The following is a 23,258-nucleotide window of genomic DNA, read 5'->3' on the forward strand; positions in this document are numbered from 1 at the left end:
CCCTCGTCGGCGGGGCGACCGCTCCTTGCGATCGCTCCTCCGCTAAACTACAACGACCGTTGTGGAAAGTGCAACGGTCGTTGTATTTCTTGTTCGGAGGCGAAGTGAGCACCGGCGCCAACGCCCATGCCAGGAAGCTGGAGAAGCAGGCCGCCATCGCGAGCGCGACCTGCGGGCTCTTCGGCCGTGAGGGCTACGCCCGGGCCACGGTCGACGGGCTCGCCGCCGCGGCCGGCATCTCGACCCGCACGCTCTACAACCACTTCCCGGGCGGCAAGGCGATGCTCTTCGCCGCCGTCGTCACCTGGACCTCGGGACAGGTGCGCGACGCCCAGATCGCCCAGATCGAAGCCGTTCTCAACCCCGAACGCCCGCCCCGCCCCGAGGACCTGGAGCGGGACCTGGTCGACTTCGCCCACCGGGTCATCGGGCTCATGACCGACTACGCCGACCACTTCGCGCTCGTCCGCCACATCCACGCCGAGGCCGACCACGTGCCCCCGGAGGTGCTGGAGGCCTGGGTGAACGCCGGCCCCGGACCGGTCTCCCGCGCGCTCGCGGACGCGCTGGCGGGCCTCGACGCCGCCGGGCTGATCGACGTGCGCGGTGACGCGATGCTGGCGGGCGCCCACTTCATGGCGCTGACCTCGCACTCCATCTGGCAGCTCTCGCACTACGGGGTCGTGCCCCTCCCCCAGGAGCAGACCGACCGCCTGATCGCGGGCGGCGTGAGCGCCTTCCTGCGGGCCTATCGGGCCAATTGAGCCCGAAACCGGGGCGGCGCGCCCGGCGGTGGGCTATGCAGGGGCGGGGCCGGGCGATCTCCTTACCGTGGGGGCAGCCGGTGGCGACGCGTGAGGGGGGCTCTGTGGAGGAGTTGGCGGCGCTGGCCGCGGCGGCGGCCGCGCAGTTCGTGGGACTGGCGGTCTCCGACGGCTGGGAGTCGGCCAAGGGACGGCTGGCGGGCTTCTTCGGCCGGCGGGGCGGGGAGGCGGCGGACGCGGCAGCCGGGGGCGCCGAAGGGGTCGCCGAAGCGGCCGCCGAAGGGGCCGAGGGATCCGCGGCGGCGGCCGGGGCCGGCTCCGGGGCCGCGGAGCTCGCCCTCGTCACCGAGCTTTCCGAGGGCGGCCGGGACGCATGGCGCGACGGACTGCTGCGCGTACTCCTGGAGCGGCCCGGCGCCGAGGCCGAACTGCGCACACTCCTCGGCGAACTCAGCGAACTCGGCGAAATCGGCGAACTGGCCGGTCAGCCGGGTCTCGTGGTCAACTCCGGCGCGCAGTACGGCGTGTACCAGGGCGCCGTGATCAACGGCGGCGTGAACTACCACGTGACGGCGCCGGAAGCCGCCGAGGTGCCCGACGAGATCCCCGCGCTGCGCACCCGCTTCCACAACCGCACCGGCGAACTGGCCGCCATCGACGGGCTGATCCCCGAAGGCGCCGACCACGTCGGCGTGCTCCTGCTCGGCGGCACGCCCGGCGTCGGCAAGACCGCGACGGCGACCCGCTGGGCGCACCGGTCGCGGCCCCGGTTCCCGGACGGGCAGCTCTACGTCGACTTCGCCGCCCTGCGCGGCCCGTCCGGCGGCGCGGACGTCTCCGCCGCCGTCGGGATGTGCCTGCGGTCCCTGGGCGTCGGGGAGGAGTACCTCCCGCACTCCCTGGCCGAACGCACCCGGCTGTACCAGAAGCGCTCCCAAGGCCGCCGGATGCTGCTGATGCTCGACGACGTCAGCGACCCCGCGCAGGTCAGGGCCCTGATGCCACAGGGCGCGGGCAGCGCCCTGCTGGTCACGAGCAGCAGCGCCCGGCTCACGGAGCTGTTCGCCGACGGGGCCGTACCGCTGGACCTGGAGCCGCTGGACACCCGGAGCGCGCTGCTGATCCTCGCCGACCGCTGCGGGGAGCGGGTGATCGCCGCCGAGCCCGAGGCGGCCGAGCGGCTCGTCGCGCTGTGCGGCGGGCTGCCCGTCGCCCTGCACATCGTGGCGGCCCGGCTGCTGACCACCCGCCGGCTGACCCCGGCGGGTCTCGCCGAGGAGCTGGCCGACGACTCCCGCCGGCTGACCGCGATGTCCCTCCGAGGGGAGCGCACGGTGTCCGTCTCCGCCGTCTTCGATTCCGCCTACCGCCAACTGGGGCCCGCGGAAGCCCGGCTGTACCGGCTGCTGGGCCTGCTGCCCGGCCGGACCTTCGACGCCGCCGCGGCGGCCGCCGCCGCGGAGCTCGGCGTGGAGGAGACCGAGGCGCTGCTCGACGTACTCCAGGACGCGCGCCTCCTGGAGTACGGACAGGGCCGCTACCACCTGCACGATCTCGTACGGCTGCACGCCCGCGAGCGCGCCGCGGCCGAGGAGGGACCCGGGGGCCGGCGCGACCTCGTGGAGCGGGTCGCGCGCCACTACGTCGTGCGCGTCGGGCACGCCGACCGGGCCGTGCGCGCCGAGCGGCTGCGGATCGCGGACTTCGACCCCGGGCCGCAGCCGAGCCCGTTCCCCGGCGGGGCGGACGGCCGGGCGCGGGCGCTGGAGTGGCTGGAGGCGGAGCGGGCCGGCATCCTCGCCCTGCTCCGCGAGGCCTCCGGGCTCGGGCTGCGCACGCCCGTGTGGCAGCTCGCAGAGGGCTTCACGGCGCTGTTCCTGTACCGCCGCCATCTCGGGGACTGGCGGGAATCCCTCGAACTGGGCGCCGCGGCCGCCGCCGAGGACCTCGTACCGGCCGCCGAGGCGCGGCTGCGCAGCATGCTGTCGCGGCCGCTGATGGACCTGGGCGAGCTCGAGCAGGCGCGCACCGAGCTGGACAAGGCCGTGGCCTGCGCCGAAGTCGCCGACCGGACCGTGCTGCGGGCCTCCGTCATGGAGTTCCTCGGCCGGTACCTGGACCGCGTCGAGCCGGCCCGCGCCATCGAGGCGTACGAGCGCTCGCTGGCGCTGAACACCGAGGCCGGCGAGGTCCGGGGCGCGGCCATCGCCCTGCTCTTCCTCGGCTGCGCCCAGGACGCCGCCGGGGATCCGGCCCGCGCGCTCGGGACCCTGACCCGGGCGCAGGAGGCGTTCCTCGCCGGAGCGGAACCGGACCGGCGGATGGCGGCCCGGGCGGCCGTCGCCCTGGGCCGCGCCCACGACCGGCTCGGGGAGACCTCGCGGGCGGTGGCCGTGCTGCGCGAGGCCGTACGGGCGCTGGCGGGGCAGGGGGCCGCGCACTACGAGGCCGAGGCGCTCCTGGTCCTCGCGGACATCGCGGAGCGGCCGGGCGGCGACCGTGCGGAGCTCGCGGCGGACCTGGCACGGGCGCTGGAGATCCACGAGGCGGGCGGCAGCCCGCTCGTGGAATCGCTAGGGGAGCGGCTGCGCGCGCTGGAGCCGTAGGCGCAGTGGTACGAGGCCCTGCGCCGAGGCCGTCCCCAGCCGCAGGGTGACCTCCGCGTCGGCGAGGGGCCGGCCCGAGCGCAGGCAGGCGTACACGGCGGCCGCGGCGAGCCCCGGGTCGCCGGAGCCTTCGACGGCCAGGGTCCGGCCGTCGCGCAGTCCGACGAGGGCGACACCGGACCCGGCGGCTGCGACGCCCGCGCGGGTGCTCTCGCACGCCTCCACCGTGACCGCCGCCAACACGGCGCCGGGCCAGGCCGCCAGGGTGTCCGCGACCCACCCCGCGGGGTCCCCCGCCGCCCGGCCGAGCACGACGGACGCACTCTCGGTCAGGCGCCGGTCCGGCTCGGTGTCCTCGCAGGCGAGATGGGTGAAGCCGTGCCCGGAACCGTCCCCGAAGCCGTCTCCGGAACCGTCTCCGGAACCGTCTCCGGAGGCCGGTTCCCCGGCCGCCGCCGGGAAGCGGCGTACCGCGATCGGCCCGGCGCCGGGCCCGGTGCCCCCGGAGCCCGCCCCGGTGGTCACCCACCAGGCGGTGCAGGGTGCGGCCCGGGGTGGCTCGGGGAGCGGGAGGGCCGGCGCGTACGGCGGGGCGGAGTCCGGCTCGGCCAGCCGGAGCAGCCGGTACAGGGCGCCGCGCAGCCGGGCATGGGCCCGCCCCGGCTCGGCGAAGGCCTCACGGGCGACGGGGGCGTAGCGCCCGGGCTCGTACCCGTCGACGGCGGCTGCGACCCGCGCCGCCAGCTCCGTACCCTGCGCGCCGGGCTCCAGCCGGGGCGCGAGCCGGGCGAGCGAGGCGGCGGCGGTGCCGGGGACGGACTCCTCGCCGAAGGCGCCGAGCAGGACGGGCGCGCCGAGGGCGGCTCCGTACAGGGTCACGGAGCCGTGGTCGCCGATCACCAGGTCGGCGGCGACGAGAGCGGACCGCCAGTCGTGGACGGGCGGGACCAGGATCAGACCGGCGGCGAGGGCGGAGGCCAGTTGGGAGGTGCGGAGCTGCCAGGCGCCGTGCCGGGACCAGACGTTCGGGTGGAGGACCAGGGCGACCCGGTACTCGTCGTACGGCAGGGCGGCGAGCAGCCGCGCGGGCAGCTTCGGGTCCTGGCCGATGAGCGAGGACCGGGCCCAGGTGGAGCTGACCACGACGAGCCGGCGGCCGTCCGGCACACCGAGGGCCCGCCGGTGGGCGGGGCGGTGGACCAGGGCGGCGAGGAGCTCGTCGAAGCAGGGGTCGCCGACGAGGAGGGTGTGGCCGGCGGTCTTGGGATGCGCGGCGAGGAGCTGTTCCTCCTGGCCGGGGTGGGAGACGGCGAGCCAGGCCCGGCCGGCTTCGAGGAGCGCGCCCGGGACGAGTCCGGACAGGCGGACGCGGTCGGCGCGGGAATCGGGGACCAGCTTCTGGAAGCCGACGCCGTGCGGGAGGACGAAGACGGGGCAGTCGCCCGCCGGGACCTCGATGTTCTCGCTGGCGGAGAGGATCAGGTCGGGGGCGGCTTCGGAGATCCGGTCCCAGGGGATCACACGGCAGCCGGCGTCGTGGAGGAGGTCGAGGACCCCTTCGCCGAAGGCGGAGGTGGGGTCGTGGGCGAACACCACGGAGATCCGGCCGTCGTCGCGGACGAGGGCGGGCAGGCACTCCAGGACGCGGACGGTCGAGGTGACCGTACGGGCGGCGACGACCAGGGTGCGGTCGGCGTGGAACGTGGCCCAGCGGTCGGAGGCGGCTTCGGCGCCGGCGCCGGCCGGGCTAGGCGGAGTGGTGTTCATGGCCACCCCGGAAAACTACGTGCCCGCCACCCGAATCACCGTCGCGGATCGCGGATCGCGGATCGCGGATCGCGGATCGCGGATCGCGGATCGCGGATCGCGGATCGCGGATCGCGGATCGCGGATCGCGGATCGCGGATCGCGGATCGCGGATCGCGGATCGCGGATCGCTCCAGCATGCGCGTATCGCATCCCATGCCGGCAAACAATCCTTTCCCGTCGGTGAAAGCCCAGTTGGGCCGGGGGCCCGGGCCCGTTACACCGTACTGGGGTACCCCGGCCTTCCGGTCGCCCGGCCCCCGGTGCGGGGCTACGTTGGACGGGTGAGCACGACACGGTTGCGCAGGGCGGCTGTGGGAGCGGCCGCAGTGGGGCTCCTGATGGTGCCCGTGGGGGCCGGTGCCGGGTACGCAGTGGATGCGCCGACACCTCCGGCGGCGAGCAGTCCGGCCGTCTCCGATGACTTTCCGCAGCTCACCCCCGCCGTGGCGCGGCAGTTGGACGACGCCATCCGGAAGGTGATGGACGAGGCCAAGGTGCCCGGGGTCCAAGTGGCCCTGTCGGCGCCGGGCAAGGGAGCGTACGTACGGGCCTTCGGCGTGGCCGACAAGGCCACCGGGGCGTCCATGACCGACGGCCTCAACATGCGGATCGGCAGCGAGACCAAGACCTTCACCGTGACCGCGATGCTGAAGCTGGTCGACGAGGGCAAGATCGGGCTGGACGACCCCATAGGCAAGTACATCGACGGCGTGCCCAATGGCGACCGCATCACGCTGCGCGAGCTGGCCGGCATGCGCAGCGGCCTGTTCAACTACTCGGCCGACGAAGGCTTCTACAAGGCGCTGACCAGCGATCCCCAGCGGCCCTTCACCCCGCAGGAGCTGCTCGCGTACTCCTTCAAGCATCCGGTGCTCTTCGAGCCGAACGCGGAGTTCTACTACTGCAACACCAACCTGATCCTGATCGGGCTCGTCGTGGAGAAGATCAGCGGGCAGACGCTCGCCGACTACATCACCGAGGAGGTCATTCAGCCCGCCGGGCTGAAGAACACCCTCTTCCCGACCGGCGCCGAGTTCCCCGCCCCGCACTCCCAGGGCTACACCGACCAGACGGCCTCGGGGAAGACCGAGGACGCGGCCGACTGGAACCCCTCCTGGGGCTGGGCCGCCGGAGCGATCATCTCCGACCTCCCGGACCTGCGGCGGTGGGCCAAGGTGCTGGCCACGGGTGAGCTGCTCACCCCCGCCACCCAGGCCGAGCGCCTCGACGTCGTACCAGCCCTGCCGGGCACGGGCTACGGACTGGGGATCTTCAACGTCCAGGGGTGGATCGGGCACAACGGCTCCATCCCGGGCTACCAGACCCTGGCCGTCTACGAAGCGCAGTCGAAGGCCACCCTGGTGGTGCTGCTCAACACCGACATCTCCGCCGAGGGCGAGGAGCCGAGCACGCTGTTCGGCGAGGCGATCACCAAGATCGTGACCCCGCAGCACGTCTACACCCTCCCGGCCCAGCCCGTCACCGGGGACGAGAACCACTGACCATCCGGCGGGCCGCCGCCTCGGCGAGCGCAGGCAGGGCCGACGGGTCGGCGCCGTACGGCAGTTCGAGCATCAGGGCTCGGACGACGGGTCCGCCGCCGGGAACAGCTCGCCCTGCGGTGAGGGCGTCACCAGCACGACCTCGTAGACGTGCCCGAGCACCGGTCCCCGCAGCACCCGTACGACGGCCCCCTCGCGCAGCGCCCCGTACAGCCCGGTCCGTACGGGCCAGGCCGTGACCGTGGACGATCACGACGCCGACGATGACGATGGTGCCGAGCGGTGTCATGTGCGGCCCCCCGTTGCGGGGCCGGTCCCCTGCCGGCCCGGCCGTAGCGTAGGGCGACGTCGGTGGATCGGGACCCCCCGCGCACAATGGAAATCGGCGCGCGGGAGTGGACGAGGGAGAGCGGTATGAACGGTCGGACGACACAGGACGAAGTCCTGGGGGCGGGCAGCCCGGACAAGGTGATCCTGCGCGAGGCGGGCGAGGCGGATCTGGACACCGCCGCCGAGCTCTTCCGCGGCTACCTGGAGTTCTACGAGGTGGAGGTCGAGGACCCGGAGCGCCCGCGCGCCTTCCTGGCGGAGCGGCTGGCGGGCGGGGACTCCTTCATCCTGCTCGCCGAGGTTCCGGGGGCGGGCACGGTCGGCTTCACGCAGGTCTACCCGGTGTTCTCCTCGCTGGCCATGAAGCCCGCGTGGCTGCTGGGCGACCTGTACGTGGCTCCCGAGGGCCGCCGTACGGGCGCGGGCCGCGCGCTGCTGCGCGAGGTACTGCGCCGGGCGCGGGAGGCGGGGGTCTCGGGCGTGCAGCTGGAGACGGCGTACGACAACCTCGTCGCGCAGGGGCTGTACGAGGCGGAGGGGTTCGTCCGCGAGGAGTTCCACATGTACTTCCACGACCTCTCCGAGGACGGTCCTAGAGCGGTCGAGAACGGGTCCTAGAGCAGGTCAAGAACGGGTCTTCGAACTGGTCCGAGAGCGGATCCGCATCAGTTTGAGATCGGCTGAAACATTCCCGGCCCCCGTCGCGTCATTGGTGTGAGACGGGCACGAGGGGGAGCGGATGGGGTACGGACGCAGAGATGGGTTCCGTGAGTTCGCGATGGGCAGATCGGCGCACTTGTACCGGTCGGCCTGTCTGCTGACGAGCGGTGACACCCACCTCGCGGAGGATCTCGTACAGGAGACCCTCGGGCGGATGTACCTGCTCTGGGGGCGCGTCGCCCGGATAGACAATCCGGCGGCGTACGCGCAAACCGTCCTGGTGCGCGCCTTCCTGACGCACCAGCGCCGCCGGTCGGCGGGGGAGCGCCCGGTCGGGGAGTTCCCCGACGCGGGCGCCCCGGCCGGCGGCGATCCCGCGCTGCGGCTGACGCTGCTGGAGGCGCTCGGTCGGCTGGCGCCGAAGGACCGGGCGGTCCTGGTGCTGCGGTACTGGGAGGACCGCAGCGTCGAGGAGACCGCCGACGCGATGAACGTCAGCTCGGCGGCCGTACGGACCCGCAGCTCGCGGGCGCTGACCCGGCTGCGGGAGCAACTGGGGGGCTCGCTCGCCGAGTTCGCGGGACGCTGACCCCCGCCTCTCCCCGCCCTGCCCCGCCCCTCCCGTGCGCACGTCTCTCCCCTTCTCTCTCCTTCTTCTCTTCTCATTCCGCGATCCCTTTGGACGGAAGGTCTGATTCCGCATGCCCTTTGAAGATGAGCTCGGTGAAGCCCTCCGGCGTACGGGTGACGGCTTCACGGCCGAAGGACGCGGCCTCGTGGACGCCGGCGAGCGGCGCGGGCGGCGCATGGTGGCCCGCCGCCGGGCCGCCCTGGCCGGAGGCTCGGCGCTCGCCCTGGCCCTGATCGGTACCGCCGGGGCCTACGCGAACGGACTGCTCGGGCCGGGCGGCGGCGGCGGGGGCGAGAACGTGGCGTCCTCGCAGGAGCCGCCCGCGCCGGTCCAGACGGCGCCGCCGGGCGTGGACCGCTTCGGCACCGGGGCCGTCTCCGCCGGGCAGCTGACCGGGGTGTTCAAGCAGCTGCTGCCGCAGGGCCGGCTCAGCGGCATCGAGGCGAGGGGCACGGGCGACCGGATGGGCGGCCCGATGGTGTCCGGGGTCTTCGACGACGGCGAGGGCAAGGGCCGCATCGGCTTCAGCCTCAGCCGGGTGGACCCGAAGGGCGAGATGGCCGACGACATGGTGAAGTGCCCGTCCAAGACCAGTGTCAAGTACGACAGTTGCACCTCCGAGAAGCTCCCGGACGGCTCCAGGCTGATGCTCTTCAAGGGGTACGAGTACCCGGACCGCCGGGTGGACACGAAGTGCTGGCGCGCCACGGTCGTGACCCCCCAGGGATTCCTCGTGGACGCCCAGGAGTGGAACGCGGAGGAACAGAAGGGTGCGCCCGTCTCCCGTCCGACGCCGCCGCTGACGCTCCCGCAGCTCAAGGCGCTCGTGACCTCCCCGCTGTGGCATCCCGCTCTCAACGACCTGCCGGCCGCCGGCCAGTCGCCGCAGAGGGAGCCGGTCCGCACGGGCTCGAAGGCCGTGGACATCCTGGAGGCCATGCTGAGCAAGGACGGGATCCCGGTCGTGAGCCGGGACGAGGACGGGTCCGATCTGGGCTACCTGGTGCTCGACGAGGGCAAGGGCAAGTCGCTGGTCAGCCTCCAGATCCAGCCGGACAGCGCCAAGCACCCGGGGATGTGGGCCGACCTGTTCACGTCCGCCGAGACGCTGCCGGACGGAACGAAGGTCCTGACCCGCAAGCAGGCGGGGGAGAAGGGCGGGGCCGGCGTGGTCTGGTGGAGCGCCGAGGCGCTGCGGCCGAACGGGACCCGGGTGATCGTGTCCGCGTTCAACGCCGAGAGCCAGTCGTCGGCGGCGACCCGCAAGGAGCCGGCGCTGACGCTGGCGCGGATGAAGGAGCTCGCGACGAGCTCGAAGTGGGCCTCGGAGTACGGACAGTAAGAGGAACCGGCGGGCCGGCCGCTCCCCCTACGTCACTTCGCGTCCGCGTAGCACTCCACGACGGCCGTGGTGAAGGGGAAGCGGACGGGGGTCTCGCCGAAGGTGAGGCGGCCGGCCAGCTCGCCCGCCTCGCGGATCGCCGTGGCCACGGCCTGCGCCTCCTCCTCGGGGCAGTGGACGATGACCTCGTCGTGCTGGAAGAAGACCAGCTCGGCCCGCATCCCAGCCTCCGCGAGGGACCGGCGCAGGGCGGCGAGAAGGAGCAGCGCCCAGTCCGCGGCGCTGCCCTGCACGACGAAGTTGCGGGTGAAGCGGCCGCGCGCCCGGGCGTCGGTGGAGGCGTAGCTCGGGACCCAGCCGTCGGGGGCCTCCTCGGCCTCCTCCGGATCGGCCGCCGGCGGGCAGGTCCGGCCCAGCCAGGTCCGTACGAGCCGCCCCTCCTCGCCCGCCTTCGCGGCGTCGTCCACGTAGGCGACGGCCCGGGGGAAGCGGCGCCGCAGCGCGGCCAGGTTCTTCAGGCCGTCCCCGGACGTCTGCCCGTACACCGCGCCGAGCACGGCGATCTTCGCCATGTCACGGTCGCCGGAGAAGCCCTGGCGGGAGATGGAGGTGTACAGGTCCTCGGGGCGGCCGGCCACCTCCATGAAGGCGGGGTCGCGGGAGATCGCGGCGAGCACCCGGGGCTCCATCTGGTCGGCGTCGGCCACCACGAGCCGCCAGCCGGGGTCGGCGACGACCGCCCGGCGGATCACCTTGGGGATCTGCAGGGCCCCGCCGCCGTTGGTGACCCAGCGGCCGGTGTAGGTGCCGCCGGGGATGAACTCGGGGCGGAAGCGGCCGTCGTGGACCCAGTCGGCGAGCCAGGACCAGCCGTGGGCGGTGTAGATCCGGTACAGCTTCTTGAACGCGAGCAGGGGCTTCACCGCGGGGTGTTCCAGTTCCTGGATCTCCCAGCGGCGGGTGGACTTGAGCTTGATCCCGGCCTCCGCGAAGGCCTTGATGACGTCGGCGGGCAGCTCGGGCCGTACGCGCCGCCCGAACGCGGCCGAGACCTCGTCGGCCAGCTCCGCGAGCCGGCGGGGCTGGCCGCGGCCCGCGTACCGCTCGCCGAGCAGCTCGGTGAGCAGGGCCCGGTGGACGTCGGCCCGCCAGGGCAGGCCCGCGCGGTTCATCTCGGCGGCCACGAGGAAGGCCGCCGACTCGGAGGCCACGAGCAGCCGCATCCGGTCCGGGTGGGCGGTGGCGTCGAGCCGTTTCGCCTGGTCGGCGTGGACGGCGACGAGGGCGTCGAGCGGGACGGGGGCGGGCTGGGGGTCGAAGAGGGAGTGCTGGCTGCCGGGCTCCGCCGCGCGCTGCGGCGGATCGGGCGGTACGGGGGCGTTCGTCAGGCGGGCCCAGGCGGCGGCCGCCGAGCGGGGTTCGCCGAGGCGGCCCTCGTGGGCGAGCAGGAGCAGCTCGGCGTCCTCGATGTCGTGGCAGCGCTCGACGCGGGCGCCGGCGGCGAGCAGGCGGGGGTACACGGCGGGGGTGGACCGCCAGACCCAGCGGGTGCCGGCGGGGGCCGCGCGGATCGCCTCGGCGGGGTCGGTGGTTCTGATGCGGGCTCCGCCCGCGGTGGGGTCCAGCGGCATGGCGTGCCACCGGCCGTCGCCGTCCTCGGCGAGGGCCCACCGGGGGGTGTGCTCGCTCATGAGTGCGAGTGTCCCACCGGGGTCTGACAGGGCTGCTGTGCGCCGCGCTCGCACAGGTGTGCGCCGCTGCGCGGGGCCGGCTGTCCCCTACCCGCCCCTTCACCCGTTCCCCCGGGCTCCGCCCCAGACCCCGGTCCTCAAACGCCGGACGGCTGGATGGGCATGCCAAGCTGGAGGGGTGAGAGACATCGTCGACCGGGCCTGTGAGGCCGCGCTGTACAACCAGGACGACGCCGGGCTGGACGCCGGGGCGTCGGTGCTCGTCGCCGAGGGGGACCGGTGGGGCGGGGTCGGGCAGGCGCTGCTCGCGCGCGGGGAGGCGTACCTGCGCCAGGCCTGGGAGCGCGGGTGGCGGCCGGCCGACGTGCTGCGGCTCGTACGCCGGGACCTGGAGCAGCCGCACCTGCGGATCACCGAGGACCTGATCGCCGCCGAGGCCCGGCGGTACGCGCGGCTGCCCGAGCGGTGGACCGAGGCCGAGGTGTGGTGGGGGGACGACACCCAGTACGGGGAGCGGCTGGTCCAGCGGGAGCGCACCGACCGCTTCAGCCTGGCCGGGGCCGTCCTGGAGGTGTTCCGGCTGCTGATCCGGCTGCCGTCCATCGAGCCGGTCGGCCCGCTGCCGGGGGACCCCGCCGACGTACTCGAACACGCGCACATCGAGCCCCGCATGCTCGGCCGGATCCGGGCGCTCCTCGCGAAGGCCGAGGCGACCACCTTCCCGGAGGAGGCGGAGGCGCTCAGCGCCAAGGCGCAGGAGCTCATGGCCCGGCACACCGTGGACGCGGCCCTGCTCGCGGTGAAGTCCGGCACGGCCCAGATACCCGGCGCCTGCCGGATCGGAGTCGAGGCCCCGTACGAGGAGGCCAAGGCGGTCCTGCTCGACGCGGTGGCGAGCGCGAACCGCTGCCGGTCCGTGTGGAACAGCGCCTACGAGTTCTCCACCGTCGTCGGCTTCGAGAGCGACCTGGAGGCGGTGGAGCTGCTGTACACCTCCCTACTGGTCCAGGGGACCGCCGCCATGACCCGCGCGGAGGCCGGGCAGCGGGCGGGCGGGCGCAAGCGCACCAAGACCTTCCGGCAGTCCTTCCTCCTGGCCTACGCGAGCCGGCTCGGCCAGCGGCTCGCCGAGACGGCCGAGCACACGGTGGCCGACACCGTCGCCGAGGCGCCCGACAACCTGCCGGCCCTGGTCGCCCGGGACGTGGCCGTCACCTCGCGGGCCGAGGAGATGTTCCCCCGGACCACGACGACCCGGCTGCGCGGGGCGACCGACCTCGCGGGCTGGGAGGACGGCACGGCCGCCGCCGACCGGGCACACGTGGCCAACACCGGCCGAGCCTCGCTCCGGCAGTAGCCCCCGACCGGGGCTGCGCCCCCGGCCCCCTGCGGGAGCACCGACCAGGGCTGCGCCCCCATCCCCCTGCGGGGCTGTCCCCTACCCGCCCTTCGCCCGTTCCCCGGGCGCTGCCCGGACCCGGTCCTCAAACGCCGGACGGGCTGGATTTTGCCGCGCAGCGGCACATCCAGCCTCGCCGGCGTTTGAGGCGCGGGGTCTGGGGCGGAGCCCCAGGGGGTCCGGGGCACAGCCCCGGGGAACGGGCGAAGGGCGGGTAGGGGACTTTGCCCCGCGCAGCGGCGAGGGGTGCTGCGGGGACCTTGCCCCGCGCAGCGGCACGCCCCCCGGGGCCGGGCCCGACGCGCAGGTCGGCGCCCCGCCCGGGCTCCCGGGTTCCGCCCCCGCCAGGGCTACGCTCGGGGCATGAGCTGGGTCCGGGCACTGAAGGACACCGCCCGGGCCGGGCTGAGGGTCGAGCGGACCCGGCTCCAACCCCTCGTCGCGCTCCGCGCCGCCGTCGGCCTGGCCATCGTCATCGGCGCGGGCCTCGCCTTCCTGGGGCCCGGCTCGGCCGCCAGCTCCGCCTTCGGCGCCTACATGGCCGCCATCGCCACCTTCCAGAAGAGCTGGCGGCCCCGGCCCGTCCTCGCGCTCGCCGCCGGGCTGACCCTGGCCGTGTCCACCTTCATCGGCTACCTCGTCGGGTCCTCGCACACCCTGGCCTTCATGCTGCTGCTCGCCGTGTGGAGCTTCGCGGCGGGCCTGATGTGGGCGGCCGGCCCCACCGCCGGCATCATCGCCTCCGGCAACGTCGCGATCATGCTGGTCACGGTCACCCTGCCCACCTCCGTGCCCCAGGCCGCCGGGCACGCCGCGATGATCGCCGCCGGCGGGGTGGTGCAGGCCCTGCTGATCGTGCTCTTCCCCGTCCGGCGGTGGGGCGCCCAGCGCGACGCCCTGGCCGACGCCCTCGCCGCCGAGGCCGACTACGCGCGCCGCCTGCGCCAGGACCCGGTCGCATCCTTCGACCCGCAGCCGCTGATGAAGGCGCGCGACGCCGCGACCGTGACGGTGCGCCAGGCGCGCCACCGCCCCGCCGAGCTGCACGGTGCGCGGGGGCTCGCGGAGCGGATCCGGCCGGTGCTGGCCCTGCTGGCCGATCCGGCGGTCGGGGCCCCGGCAGAGGGCCCGGCGCGGGACCGGGTCCGGGAACTGCTCGCCGCGGCCGGGTCGGTGCTGGACGCCGCCGCGTCCGCGATCCGGCACGGGGAAGCGGTACGGCTGCCCGCGCCGGCCCTGGCGGTGCTCAAGGCCCCCGACACCGGCGACTTGCTAGAGGGCGCCGCGCTGCGCGCCGCGCGCAGGCTCGCCGCCCTGCTGGACGACGTACTCGAGACCGCCGAGCCGGGCTCGGGGCGCACCGCCGATCCCGACGAGTCGATGCTGCGGCCCACCCTGCCGGCGCTCGCGCCGATGGTGCTGGCCGCCGTACGGGCCGAGCTGCGCCCCGGGTCGCCGATCCTGCGGCACGCCGTGCGGGTCACCGCCGTGGCCTGCGCCGGCTACGGCATCGGCCACGCGCTGCCCTTCGGCCACGCCTACTGGGCCCCGATGACCTCCGTCATGGTCATGCGGCCCGACTTCACGCAGACCTACACCCGCGCCGTCGCCCGCTTCGGCGGCACCCTGGTCGGCGTCGCCCTCGCGACGGCCGTGGTCCAGCTCGCCCATCCGGGGATGTACGTGTCCGGGCTGCTCGCCGTCATCAGCGCGGGCCTGATGTACACCTTCATGCGCACCGGCTACGCCGTCTCGATGGTCTTCGTCTCCGCCTACGTGGTCTTCCTGCTCGGCATGGGCGGCCTGCGCTGGGACCAGACCGTGCCGGACCGCGTCACCCTCACCCTGGTCGGCGGAGTCCTCGCGATGATCTCCTACGCCGTCTACCCGGCCTGGGAGACCCCTCGGCTGCGGACCCGCCTGGCGGACTGGGTGGAGGCCAACGGGCGGTACGCGGCCGTCGTGCTCGGGCAGTACGCCGACCCGGCCGGAGCCCGGCGCGAGGACGTACGGGCCACCCTGCTGGAGGTGCGCGACGCCCGGGTCGCCTGGCAGGAGGCGGTGGACCGGGCCGCCGGGGAGCCGGTGCGCCACCGCGGGATCTCCCGGGCGGCCGCCGAGGAGGCGGGCCGGGCCCTGGCCGCGATGGGCCGCCACGCGATGCTGCTGGAGGCGCACTTCCCGGACCGGTCCCGGCCCCCGGTCCCGGGCGCAGCCGAGCTGGCCCGGGCGCTGCGCGAGGCGACGGAGGCGGGCGCCAAGGCGGTACGGGAGCGCCGGGTGCCCGACTGGGAGGGGGTCCGCGCGGCTTTGGCCGACGGGGACACCCCCGGCCCGGGCGTGCTGCGCGGCGCGGCGCGGCAGCTGCTGGACTCCCTGGAGGAGGTCTCCGACGCCCTGCGCACCCCGCCCCGTCCCGGGTCGGGGGAAGGTCGTCACCCTTAGTGGTGCCTTGCCCTCCGTTCGTGCACGTGCATCTGCCCATGCAGGCGTTCATGAACAGAGCTATGATCCGGAGCAGTTGACATCTGCACTATCGGGGGCTTCCTGTGGACCACGCGTACAACGGGATGGCAGCTGCAGAGCTTGACGGGGTGACCTGGCAGAAGAGCAGACACAGCAACTCGCAAGGTTCCTGTGTGGAGTTCGCGAAACTGCCCGGAGGCGACGTTGCCATGCGCAACTCGCGGTTTCCGGACGGACCGGCGCTCGTGTACACGCCGGCCGAGATAGAAGCGCTGCTGCTGGGTGTCAAGGACGGCGAGTTCGACCACCTGATCAGCTGAAACCAGCTGAAGATCAGCCATGCACGTGCAGCGGCCGGGAATGATCGCCATGATCAATCCCGGCCGCTTGCTGCATGTGTGCCGTCTATGGGGTGATTCACTCCTGGAGCGTGAACAGCGCCCAGACCACCTTGCCGGTCAGCCGCCCCGCGAGCGGATGCCAGCCCCAGCTGTCGCTGTAGGAGTCGACGAGGAAGAGCCCGCGCCCCGACTCCAGGTCGCAGTTGCGCTCCGTCGCGTCCGGCGCGAAGCTCCCGCCGGGCCGGTCCTCGCTGGGGTCCCGCACCGCGCACACCAGCCGGGTGCTCCACCGCATCAGATGCAGGCGCACCGGCGGCTCGCTCTCGCCCGCGGCCGGGCGGGAATCGTCCGGGAGGGCATGGCGCAGCGCGTTGGTGACGAGTTCGGAGACGACCAGGGCCACGTCGTCGAAACGGTCGTCGAGGCCCCACTGGGCCAGGGTGGAACGCGTGAAGGTGCGTGCTCCGCGCACCGCTTCGAAGCGGGCGGGCAGGGCGCAGGACGCGGACCCGGAGACAGCCGTGGGGTCGACCGGGGGAAGCCCCTGCCGTAACGGCTCGAGCATGGTCGATCCATTCGTCCCCATGCGAGGCACTCCCGGGATTCGAAAGAACTGCGGGGCACGCAGGTGCGCGGGACCATGGTTCCGAATGGCGGAGCCGGATGCAAGGGCAGATGCACGTGCACGCGCCGGACCTGTCCGGTCCCGTGATGGTTCTTGCTCATTTCTTCCTGCGCAGACTTACAGACTTCTTTTACAGGGAGGCCAAATCCGTTACAGAACGAGTACGGGCGGATGCGTTTTGGTGGCAGACTGCGGGCTTTGAGGGGCGCGGGGGCCCCTGCGACGCAGCCATTCACGCGTATCCGTACGTATCCATCCACGGCATGGGGAGGGGCAGGACTCGTGACCGCAGAAGCCAGTGGTTCTGTGGTGCGCCGCATCCTCCTGGGCTCCCAGCTCAGGCGACTCCGAGAATCCCGCGGCATCACCCGTGAGGCGGCCGGTTACTCGATCCGCGCATCCGAATCGAAGATCAGCCGCTTGGAGTTGGGAAGGGTGAGCTTCAAGGCCAGAGACGTAGAGGACCTCCTCACGCTCTACGGAGTCACGGACGGCGCGGAGCGGGAGTCCCTCCTGGGGCTGGTCCGCGAGGCCAACGTGGCCGGCTGGTGGCACAGCTACGGCGATGTCCTGCCGGGCTGGTTCCAGACGTACGTGGGCCTGGAAGGCGCCGCCTCCCTGATCCGCATCTACGAGGTCCAGTTCGTGCACGGCCTGCTGCAGACCGAGGCCTACGCCCAGGCCGTGGTCAGCCGCGGCATGCCCGGCGCCGGCCGCGCCGAGGTCGACCGCCGGGTCGCGCTGCGTCTGGAACGCCAGAAGGTGCTGGTCTCCGAGAACGCCCCCGTCTTCCACGCCGTCCTCGACGAGGCCGCGCTGCGCCGCCCGTACGGCGACCGGAACGTGATGCGCGGTCAGCTGGAGCACCTCATCGAGATCTCGCAGCGGCCCAACGTGCACCTGCAGGTCATGCCCTTCTCCTTCGGCGGCCACGCCGGCGAGAGCGGCGCCTTCACCCTGCTGCGCTTCCCCGAGTCCGACCTCCAGGACGTCGTCTATCTGGAACAGCTCACCAGCGCCCTCTACCTCGACAAAGAAGAGGAAGTGAGGCAGTACGAGCGGGCGATGCTGCGCCTCCAGAGCGACTGCCCGGACCCCGGCAAGACCCGCGATCTCCTGCGTGGTCTGCTCCAACTGTCTTGATTCACACGTACTATGACGCCTGATCAGGCTGCGACGCCTGATCGGAGCGTGACGACGACCCACGGGTCTCCGGTGCAGCGCAAGGACGCGCGTTCGACGTAAGGGATGGCATGTCCATATTCGAGGACCTGGCTCACCAGTACATCGACGGCGAATGGCTGGCCGGGACCGGGTCGTGGGACATCATCGACGTCAACCCGTACAACGGGGAGAAGCTCGCGGCCATCACCGTGGCCACCGTCGAGCAGGTCGACCAGGCCTACCGGGCCGCCGAGCGGGCCCAGAAGGACTGGGCCGCCACCAGCCCCTACACCAGACGAGCCGTCCTGGAACGCGCCCTGCGGATCACCGAGGAGCGCGAGAAGGAGATCGTCGAGGCGATGATCGACGAACTCGGCGGGACCCGTCCCAAGGCCGAGTACGAGGTCCACCTCGCCAAGGAGTTCATCCGCGAGGCCATGCAGCTGGCCGTCCGCCCCGAGGGCCGCATCCTGCCCTCGCCGGTCGAGGGCAAGGAGAACCGGGTCCAGCGCCTGCCCGTCGGGGTCGTCGCCGTGATCAGCCCCTTCAACTTCCCCTTCCTGGTCACCCTGAAGTCCGTCGCCCCGGCCCTCGCGCTGGGCAACGCGGTGGTCATCAAGCCGAACCAGAACGCGCCCGTCGTCGGCGGTGGGGTCATCGCCAGGATCTTCGAGGACGCGGGCCTGCCGGCCGGCCTGCTCAATGTCCTGGTCACCGACATAGCCGAGATAGGCGACGCGCTGCTGACCCACCCCGTCCCCAAGGTCATATCCTTCGCCGGCTCCGACCGGGTCGGCCGCCACGTCGGCGCGGTCGCCGCCCGTCACTTCAAGCGGACCGTCCTGGAACTGAGCGGGAACAGCGCCCTGGTCGTCCTCGACGACGCCGACCTCGACTACGCGGTGGACGCGGCCGTCTTCAGCCGCTTCGTCTACCAGGGCCAGGTCTGCATGGCCGCCAACCGGATCCTGGTCGACGCCTCCGTCGCCGAGGAGTTCACCGAGAAGTTCACCGCCCGCGTGCGCGCCCTGAAGACCGGCGACCCGCACGACGCCGACACCCACATCGGCCCGCTGATCAACTCCTTCCAGGCCGACGCCCTCACCGCGCTCGTCGACCGCGCCGTCGAGTCCGGCGCCAAGGCCCTCGTACGGGGCTCTACGCGCGGCAACCTGGTCGAGCCGACCGTGCTCGCCGGGCTCCCCGAGGACTCCCCGCTGCTCGGCCAGGAGATCTTCGGCCCCGTCGCCCTCCTCGTCGTCTTCGACGGCGAGGACGAGGCGGTCCGCCTCACCAACGCGACCCCGTACGGACTCAGCGGCGCCGTCCACACCCGCGACGTGGAGCGCGGGGTCCGCTTCGCGCGCCGCATCGAGACCGGCATGATCCACGTCAACGACTCCACCATCGGCGACGAGCCGCTCGCGGCGTTCGGCGGGGAGAAGGCCTCCGGCATGGGCCGCCTCAACGGCGAGGCCACCATCGAGGCCTTCACCACCCAGAAATGGATCTCGGTCCAGCACGGCCGGACGCAGTTCCCGTTCTAAGACTTGATCCGTAGGTCACCAAAGGGTGAGTTGCGGACTGCGGCCGGGGCGGGGACCGGGCTTTCCGGCGTGGTCACGCAAGCGTGACTCATCCGGGGTCGCTCGGTGCCGCTGTCCGGCGGTTCGGGGAGCAGAGGTCTCACGGCGTGGCCGTGGGACTGCCACGCGACCCGGCCGCCGGAGTGGTTTCGGGCTCGGTGTGGTTGACTCCCGCAGCGCTTCTTCCAGCGCTTGTGCATAGGTGATCTGTGCGTGCCGGGACATGGTGGTGTCCAGGTACGCGGTCTTGGGGTCCTCCACGTCGGTGAAGCGGACGAACGCGGCCAGCGCGGCGGATACGAGGTCCCGCTTGCCGGTGAGGCCGCACGCGGTGCACCTGTGCTCGCGGTCTCGCAGGGCCTTGGAAACGTGCTCACCGCACAGGCAGTGCTGGGACAGGGCTGTCGACCACGTGGAAGCCCGGACCAACCGGCCTCCTGCTGCCTCGCACTCCACCTTGAGGGCGGAGATCAGCATGCCTGGCGTGGTCTGCGACATACGCTTGCCCCACAGCCTGTACCAGGTGCGGATATCGCAGTCCTCGACCACGAGTACGGGGCCGTGGGCAGCGATGATCTCGCGGGCCACCAGACGGGCGCGGTGGCGGCGATGCTCAGCGAGCCCGGCAGCCTGTTCGGCCTGGCGGGCGCGCATCTCCCGGTAGTTGAGGGAGAGCCGGTCACGGCGGAACGCCTGCTTCGGCACCCCATCCAACCGGGCAGCGCGGGCACCGCCGGGAACGTTCACGACCTTGGCCAGCAGACCCGTCTCGGCACGCCTGGCGGCCTGCTTGGCCTGCTTCTTCGATAGGCCGTACTGCGCGGCGTTCATGGCCCTGCGGGAGCGTTCCAGCGCCCGCGCGCGATCCCGCCCCTTCTTCGCCTGCTTCACCAACATCCGCTGCTCGGCGTCGGTGAGCGTGATCTCAGTGGAGACGGGCTTGCCGCCGGTGAGGTCGGCGGGGAAGGAGGCGACGGAGAGGTTGGAGACGTTGCCGTCCACCCCGCCGATACGGCCGAGCTGGGCCGCTTGATCGCGCATGTCCCGCACCGCTGGGGCGGTGTAGCTGGGACCGAGGATCATCAGCTGCGCCTCATAGACCCAGCCGCCCGGCGCGCTGGCCTTGCGGCGGCGCACAAGGTCCACCTTGTGCCAGCGGCCAGGGTTGGCCAGGAAGTGCTGTGCGCGCTGCCATTGGCCGGGCTGCTGGGGGATACGGACGGGGAGCACGAGGTCGCCGTGCTTGCTGTCGGGTCCTCCGGCGAAGACGACGGCGAGGGGGCCGGCGTGGTCCCACCACGTAGCCTTCCGGGTACCGGGCTTGCCCGCAGCGGTCGGCTTCCCGGTGGCCACACGGACGTTGGCCACGGCGGGCTTGGGCATCCGGCGGGGCTGCATCAGCGCGTGCTGCCAGCCGTCGGTGTAGGACGCGGAGTGGCCGAGGAGGCTGCCGACCAGGCGAAAGGTCTCCCACTTGTTCTCGGTGGTGTGGGAGCGTGCGCGTCCGGGGATGCGGGTGAAGTCGTGCCAGTTTCCGACTTTCGGGCGGCCGAAACGTTGGCCGGTGGCGTCGGGGAAGAGGTGCCGCTGAACCCCGTTCCACACCTCATCGGCCATGTGCATGGCCAGAGCTTTACCGGCATGGTGCTTGAGGTGCCCGGAGTCCTCCAAGTGCTTGTACGCACAGCGTTCCAGGCCCTCACGGGAGAGGCCGAGGCGCTGCCGTACGGCCTTCGCCCCCTGTTCGATTCGCTCGTGGTGCGCGGCCCAGTAGGCGTCCACCTTGGCGCGGGCATCGCGCTGGACGGCGCGCTTGAGCGACCACATCGCCCCGTAGAGGCTGTCTAGCCGGGCCAGTTCGGCAGGGGCGGTGACGGCCAGCGGTAGTACCATCACCGACACGATCCCATCGTCGGGCTTGGTCCACTTCGGGGCCTTGTTCTTACCCCGGAACTTTCGCGTCTCGGCAGCCTGTATCTCCGTCACCTCCCGCCACTCAGCCTAGATCTGCGGATGCCCGGCATATGGCGGAATGGCTCAGATGACCGTCCCGGACGCCTACAGCCTCAACAGGTGGTCATCACCCTCCTGGCCCGCGTCGCCGCTGTGTTCGATCTCAAGATCGAACACGCTTGAATTACGGATCAAGCCTTAGCGGCGCGGGCGCCCTAGACTCGGGCGGGTCAGGCGAGGACCAGTCCGGGGGAGAGCCGAGTTGAGCAACATACCGGAGACCGGGCGCACACCCCGGGTCCAGAACCGGCTCGTCATGATCCAGATCGTGGTGTTCTCGCTGCTGCTGACCCTCGGCGGGCGTCTGTGGTACCTCCAGATACGCAACGGCCAGGAGTACACGGACGAGGCGAAGAACAACAACACCCAGCAGGTGGTCCAGCCCGCCGTGCGCGGCTCGATCCTCGATTCCCGTGGGATCCCGCTCGCCGACAACGAGACCCGCATGGTGGTCTCCGCCAGCCGCACCGAGCTCTCCAAGATGAAGGATCGCGGCAAGGGCGTCCTCACCGAGCTCGCCGGAGTGCTGGGTCTCGACCCCGAGGACGTGGTCAACGGCGTGCGGCTGTGCGACGCCAAGACCCCCAAGCCCTGCTGGAACGGCTCCCCGTACCAGCCGATCCCCATCACCGACGAGGCGACGACCGACCAGGTCCTGGAGATACGGGAGCACGCCGAGCAGTTCCCCGGCATCACCGCCGAGCCCACCGCCCTGCGCCGCTACGCCGGCCCCGACGGCGCCAACACCTCCCAGGTGCTCGGCTACCTCTCCCCGGTGACCGACGAGGAGATCACCAAGGCGAAGGGCTCCGACTCCCCGTACCTGCGCTCCGACCAGGTGGGCCGCAGCGGCCTGGAGCGCACCTACGACAAGGACCTGCGCGGCAAGGCGGGCATCACCCGCTACGAGGTGGACAACCTCGGCCGGATCATCGGCGAGGGCATGAGCGACAAGCCGCAGCCGGGCGCCAACATCGTGACCTCGATCGACTCGCGCGTGCAGGCCGTGGCCGAGCGCGAGCTGAACAACGCGATGATCGAGGCCCGCAAGGGCATCGACAAGAACAACACCGGCCGCCACTACGAGGCCGACTCGGGCGCCGTCGTGGTGATGGAGGCCAAAACCGGCCGGGTCGTCGCGATGGCGTCGAACCCGACCTACGACCCGAACGCCTGGGTCGGCGGGATCTCCGCGAAGGACTACGCCTCCCTCACCGACACGGAATCCAACTACCCGCTACTGAACCGCGCCATCCAGGGCCAGGCGGCCCCCGGCTCGATCTTCAAGGTGGTCTCCTCGACGGCCGCGGTCAACGCCGGCTACCCCTTCAACCGGCTCTACGGCTGCCCGAGCTCGTACTCGGTCGGCAGCCAGGTCTTCACCAACTTCGAGTCCCAGGGCTACGGCGACATCACCATCGGCAAGGCCCTGGAAGTCTCCTGCGACACCGTCTACTACGCCATCGCCGACAAGGAGTGGAAGAGGGACGGCGGCATCAAGCCCAAGGCGCAGCCCGGCGACTGGTTCTTCAAGACCGCCCACGCGTTCGGCCTCGGCAAGCGCACCGGCATCGACCTGCCCAGCGAGGTCCCGGGCCGGGTCCCCGACCGCCAGTGGAAGAAGGACTTCTTCGAGGCGAACAAGGCCGCCTGGTGCCGCGACGGCAAGAAGAACGGCTCGTACGCCGAGAAGATCGCCTACGAGAACTGCCGCCAGGGCAACCAGCTCCGCGAGGGCGACGCGATCAACTACTCCATCGGCCAGGGCGACACCCTCGTCACCCCGATTCAGATGGCCTCCGTCTACGCCGCCATCGCCAACGGCGGCACCCTGCACCAGCCCAGTATCGGCAAGGCCGTGGTCAGCGCCGACGGCACCTCGGTCAAGGAGATCGCCCCGAAGGAACAGGGCAGGCTCCCGATGAACTCCAAGCTCCGCAACGACATCGACGGGGCCCTGGCCGACGTGGCCACCACCGGCAGCGCGGCCTGGCGGTTCGGCGGCTGGCCGCAGAAGCAGATCCCGATGCACGCGAAGACCGGTACGGCCGAGGTCCAGGGCAAGCAGACCACCTCGTGGTTCGCCTCCTACACCGAGGACTACGCGATCGTGATGACCATCTCCCAAGGCGGCACCGGCTCCGGGGCCTCGGGACCGGCCGTCCGCAAGATCTACGAGGCGATGTACGGCCTGGACGAGAAGGGTGCCCAGGACCTGAAGAAGGCCCTGCTGCCCAAGCCGCAGAAGGAGCTCCCGCCGGTGCGGCAGGAAAATCAGTGATTCCGGGGATCGGCGTGATTGCGGACAGGAACTGACCGCAAGGGTTCG

General features: G+C 72.4%; 16 protein-coding genes and 1 pseudogene. 12 read left to right on the top strand and 5 right to left on the bottom strand.

The window, feature by feature from the left end; genetic code table 11:
* Positions 1–104 precede the first annotated feature (104 nt).
* Entirely contained in the window at positions 105–764 is a 660-nt protein-coding gene (locus AC3IYI_RS22485) for a TetR/AcrR family transcriptional regulator (RefSeq protein ID WP_489405469.1), read from the top strand.
* 104 nt (positions 765–868) lie between these two features.
* Positions 869–3,370, top strand: a complete 2,502-nt coding sequence (locus tag AC3IYI_RS22490; protein ID WP_489405470.1) for an ATP-binding protein — start codon at positions 869–871, stop codon at positions 3,368–3,370.
* Here AC3IYI_RS22490 and AC3IYI_RS22495 read toward each other — a convergent pair.
* Together AC3IYI_RS22495 and AC3IYI_RS22500 are read right to left on the bottom strand one after the other, a co-directional pair.
* Positions 3,338–5,137, bottom strand: coding sequence for a hypothetical protein (locus tag AC3IYI_RS22495; protein ID WP_489405471.1), 1,800 nt, complete (start codon positions 5,135–5,137; stop codon positions 3,338–3,340). The two genes, AC3IYI_RS22490 and AC3IYI_RS22495, sit on opposite strands and share 33 nt — an antisense overlap.
* 35 nt (positions 5,138–5,172) lie before the next feature.
* Positions 5,173–5,316, bottom strand: a complete 144-nt coding sequence (locus AC3IYI_RS22500; protein WP_266880181.1) for a hypothetical protein — start codon at positions 5,314–5,316, stop codon at positions 5,173–5,175.
* Positions 5,317–5,517: 201 nt separating this feature from the next.
* On the opposite strand from AC3IYI_RS22500, the gene AC3IYI_RS22505 reads away from it, so the two are divergent.
* From AC3IYI_RS22505 to AC3IYI_RS22520, 4 genes are all read left to right on the top strand, one after another.
* Positions 5,518–6,681, top strand: coding sequence for a serine hydrolase domain-containing protein (locus AC3IYI_RS22505; protein WP_489411618.1), 1,164 nt, complete (start codon positions 5,518–5,520; stop codon positions 6,679–6,681).
* 414 nt (positions 6,682–7,095) lie between these two features.
* On the top strand, positions 7,096–7,629 hold the full coding sequence (locus AC3IYI_RS22510; RefSeq protein WP_489405472.1) for a GNAT family N-acetyltransferase: 534 nt from the start codon (positions 7,096–7,098) through the stop codon (positions 7,627–7,629).
* Between the two features lie 121 nt (positions 7,630–7,750).
* On the top strand, positions 7,751–8,260 hold the full coding sequence (locus tag AC3IYI_RS22515) for a SigE family RNA polymerase sigma factor (RefSeq protein ID WP_489405473.1): 510 nt from the start codon (positions 7,751–7,753) through the stop codon (positions 8,258–8,260).
* A gap of 112 nt (positions 8,261–8,372) precedes the next feature.
* Positions 8,373–9,644, top strand: a complete 1,272-nt coding sequence (locus AC3IYI_RS22520) for a hypothetical protein (RefSeq protein ID WP_489405474.1) — start codon at positions 8,373–8,375, stop codon at positions 9,642–9,644.
* Between the two features lie 32 nt (positions 9,645–9,676).
* Here the strand turns inward: AC3IYI_RS22520 and AC3IYI_RS22525 are convergent, their stop codons facing one another.
* Positions 9,677–11,335: a bifunctional 3'-5' exonuclease/DNA polymerase gene (locus tag AC3IYI_RS22525; RefSeq protein ID WP_489405475.1), complete on the bottom strand. Its 1,659-nt coding sequence runs from the start codon at positions 11,333–11,335 to the stop codon at positions 9,677–9,679.
* A 178-nt stretch (positions 11,336–11,513) separates the two neighbouring features.
* On the opposite strand from AC3IYI_RS22525, the gene AC3IYI_RS22530 reads away from it, so the two are divergent.
* From AC3IYI_RS22530 to AC3IYI_RS22540, 3 genes are all read left to right on the top strand, one after another.
* Positions 11,514–12,692: a DUF2786 domain-containing protein gene (locus AC3IYI_RS22530; protein ID WP_489405476.1), complete on the top strand. Its 1,179-nt coding sequence runs from the start codon at positions 11,514–11,516 to the stop codon at positions 12,690–12,692.
* A 405-nt stretch (positions 12,693–13,097) separates the two neighbouring features.
* Positions 13,098–15,179: an FUSC family protein gene (locus tag AC3IYI_RS22535; RefSeq protein ID WP_489405477.1), complete on the top strand. Its 2,082-nt coding sequence runs from the start codon at positions 13,098–13,100 to the stop codon at positions 15,177–15,179.
* Positions 15,180–15,283: 104 nt separating this feature from the next.
* Positions 15,284–15,520 (top strand): DUF397 domain-containing protein, encoded by a 237-nt coding sequence (locus AC3IYI_RS22540; protein ID WP_112450436.1) that lies wholly within the window; start codon positions 15,284–15,286, stop codon positions 15,518–15,520.
* 97 nt (positions 15,521–15,617) lie between these two features.
* On the opposite strand, the gene AC3IYI_RS22545 is transcribed toward AC3IYI_RS22540, so the two are convergent.
* Positions 15,618–16,106 carry an ATP-binding protein gene (locus tag AC3IYI_RS22545; RefSeq protein WP_489405478.1) on the bottom strand — a complete coding sequence of 163 codons (489 nt, stop codon included), beginning with the start codon at positions 16,104–16,106 and terminating at the stop codon, positions 15,618–15,620.
* A gap of 342 nt (positions 16,107–16,448) precedes the next feature.
* Here AC3IYI_RS22545 and AC3IYI_RS22550 point away from each other — a divergent pair, with 342 nt between their 5' ends.
* Both AC3IYI_RS22550 and AC3IYI_RS22555 read left to right on the top strand, forming a co-directional pair.
* On the top strand, positions 16,449–17,309 hold the full coding sequence (locus AC3IYI_RS22550; RefSeq protein ID WP_489405479.1) for a helix-turn-helix domain-containing protein: 861 nt from the start codon (positions 16,449–16,451) through the stop codon (positions 17,307–17,309).
* A 110-nt stretch (positions 17,310–17,419) separates the two neighbouring features.
* Complete coding sequence (locus AC3IYI_RS22555; protein WP_489405480.1) at positions 17,420–18,877, top strand: aldehyde dehydrogenase family protein; 1,458 nt, start codon at positions 17,420–17,422, stop codon at positions 18,875–18,877.
* Between the two features lie 15 nt (positions 18,878–18,892).
* On the opposite strand, the gene AC3IYI_RS22560 is transcribed toward AC3IYI_RS22555, so the two are convergent.
* Complete coding sequence (locus tag AC3IYI_RS22560; protein WP_489411619.1) at positions 18,893–20,809, bottom strand: zinc ribbon domain-containing protein; 1,917 nt, start codon at positions 20,807–20,809, stop codon at positions 18,893–18,895.
* A gap of 322 nt (positions 20,810–21,131) precedes the next feature.
* Between AC3IYI_RS22560 and mrdA the strand changes: the two are divergent.
* Positions 21,132–23,201 (top strand): annotated as a pseudogene (mrdA, locus tag AC3IYI_RS22565) (penicillin-binding protein 2); the annotation flags it as partial.
* Positions 23,202–23,258: the final 57 nt, after the last annotated feature.

The organism is Streptomyces sp. GL_148 (assembly GCF_057834205.1).

Bases quoted from the DNA above. Each gene is read 5' to 3' on its own strand.
- AC3IYI_RS22560 (WP_489411619.1), bottom strand. From the start codon at position 20,809: ATGGTACTACCGCTGGCCGTCACCGCCCCTGCCGAACTGGCCCGGCTA.
- AC3IYI_RS22525 (WP_489405475.1), bottom strand. From the start codon at position 11,335: ATGAGCGAGCACACCCCCCGGTGGGCCCTCGCCGAGGACGGCGACGGC.
- AC3IYI_RS22515 (WP_489405473.1), top strand. From the start codon at position 7,751: ATGGGGTACGGACGCAGAGATGGGTTCCGTGAGTTCGCGATGGGCAGA.
- AC3IYI_RS22545 (WP_489405478.1), bottom strand. From the start codon at position 16,106: ATGCTCGAGCCGTTACGGCAGGGGCTTCCCCCGGTCGACCCCACGGCT.
- AC3IYI_RS22555 (WP_489405480.1), top strand. From the start codon at position 17,420: ATGTCCATATTCGAGGACCTGGCTCACCAGTACATCGACGGCGAATGG.
- AC3IYI_RS22495 (WP_489405471.1), bottom strand. From the start codon at position 5,137: ATGAACACCACTCCGCCTAGCCCGGCCGGCGCCGGCGCCGAAGCCGCC.
- AC3IYI_RS22505 (WP_489411618.1), top strand. From the start codon at position 5,518: ATGGTGCCCGTGGGGGCCGGTGCCGGGTACGCAGTGGATGCGCCGACA.
- AC3IYI_RS22510 (WP_489405472.1), top strand. From the start codon at position 7,096: ATGAACGGTCGGACGACACAGGACGAAGTCCTGGGGGCGGGCAGCCCG.
- AC3IYI_RS22500 (WP_266880181.1), bottom strand. From the start codon at position 5,316: ATGCTGGAGCGATCCGCGATCCGCGATCCGCGATCCGCGATCCGCGAT.
- AC3IYI_RS22535 (WP_489405477.1), top strand. From the start codon at position 13,098: ATGAGCTGGGTCCGGGCACTGAAGGACACCGCCCGGGCCGGGCTGAGG.
- AC3IYI_RS22520 (WP_489405474.1), top strand. From the start codon at position 8,373: ATGCCCTTTGAAGATGAGCTCGGTGAAGCCCTCCGGCGTACGGGTGAC.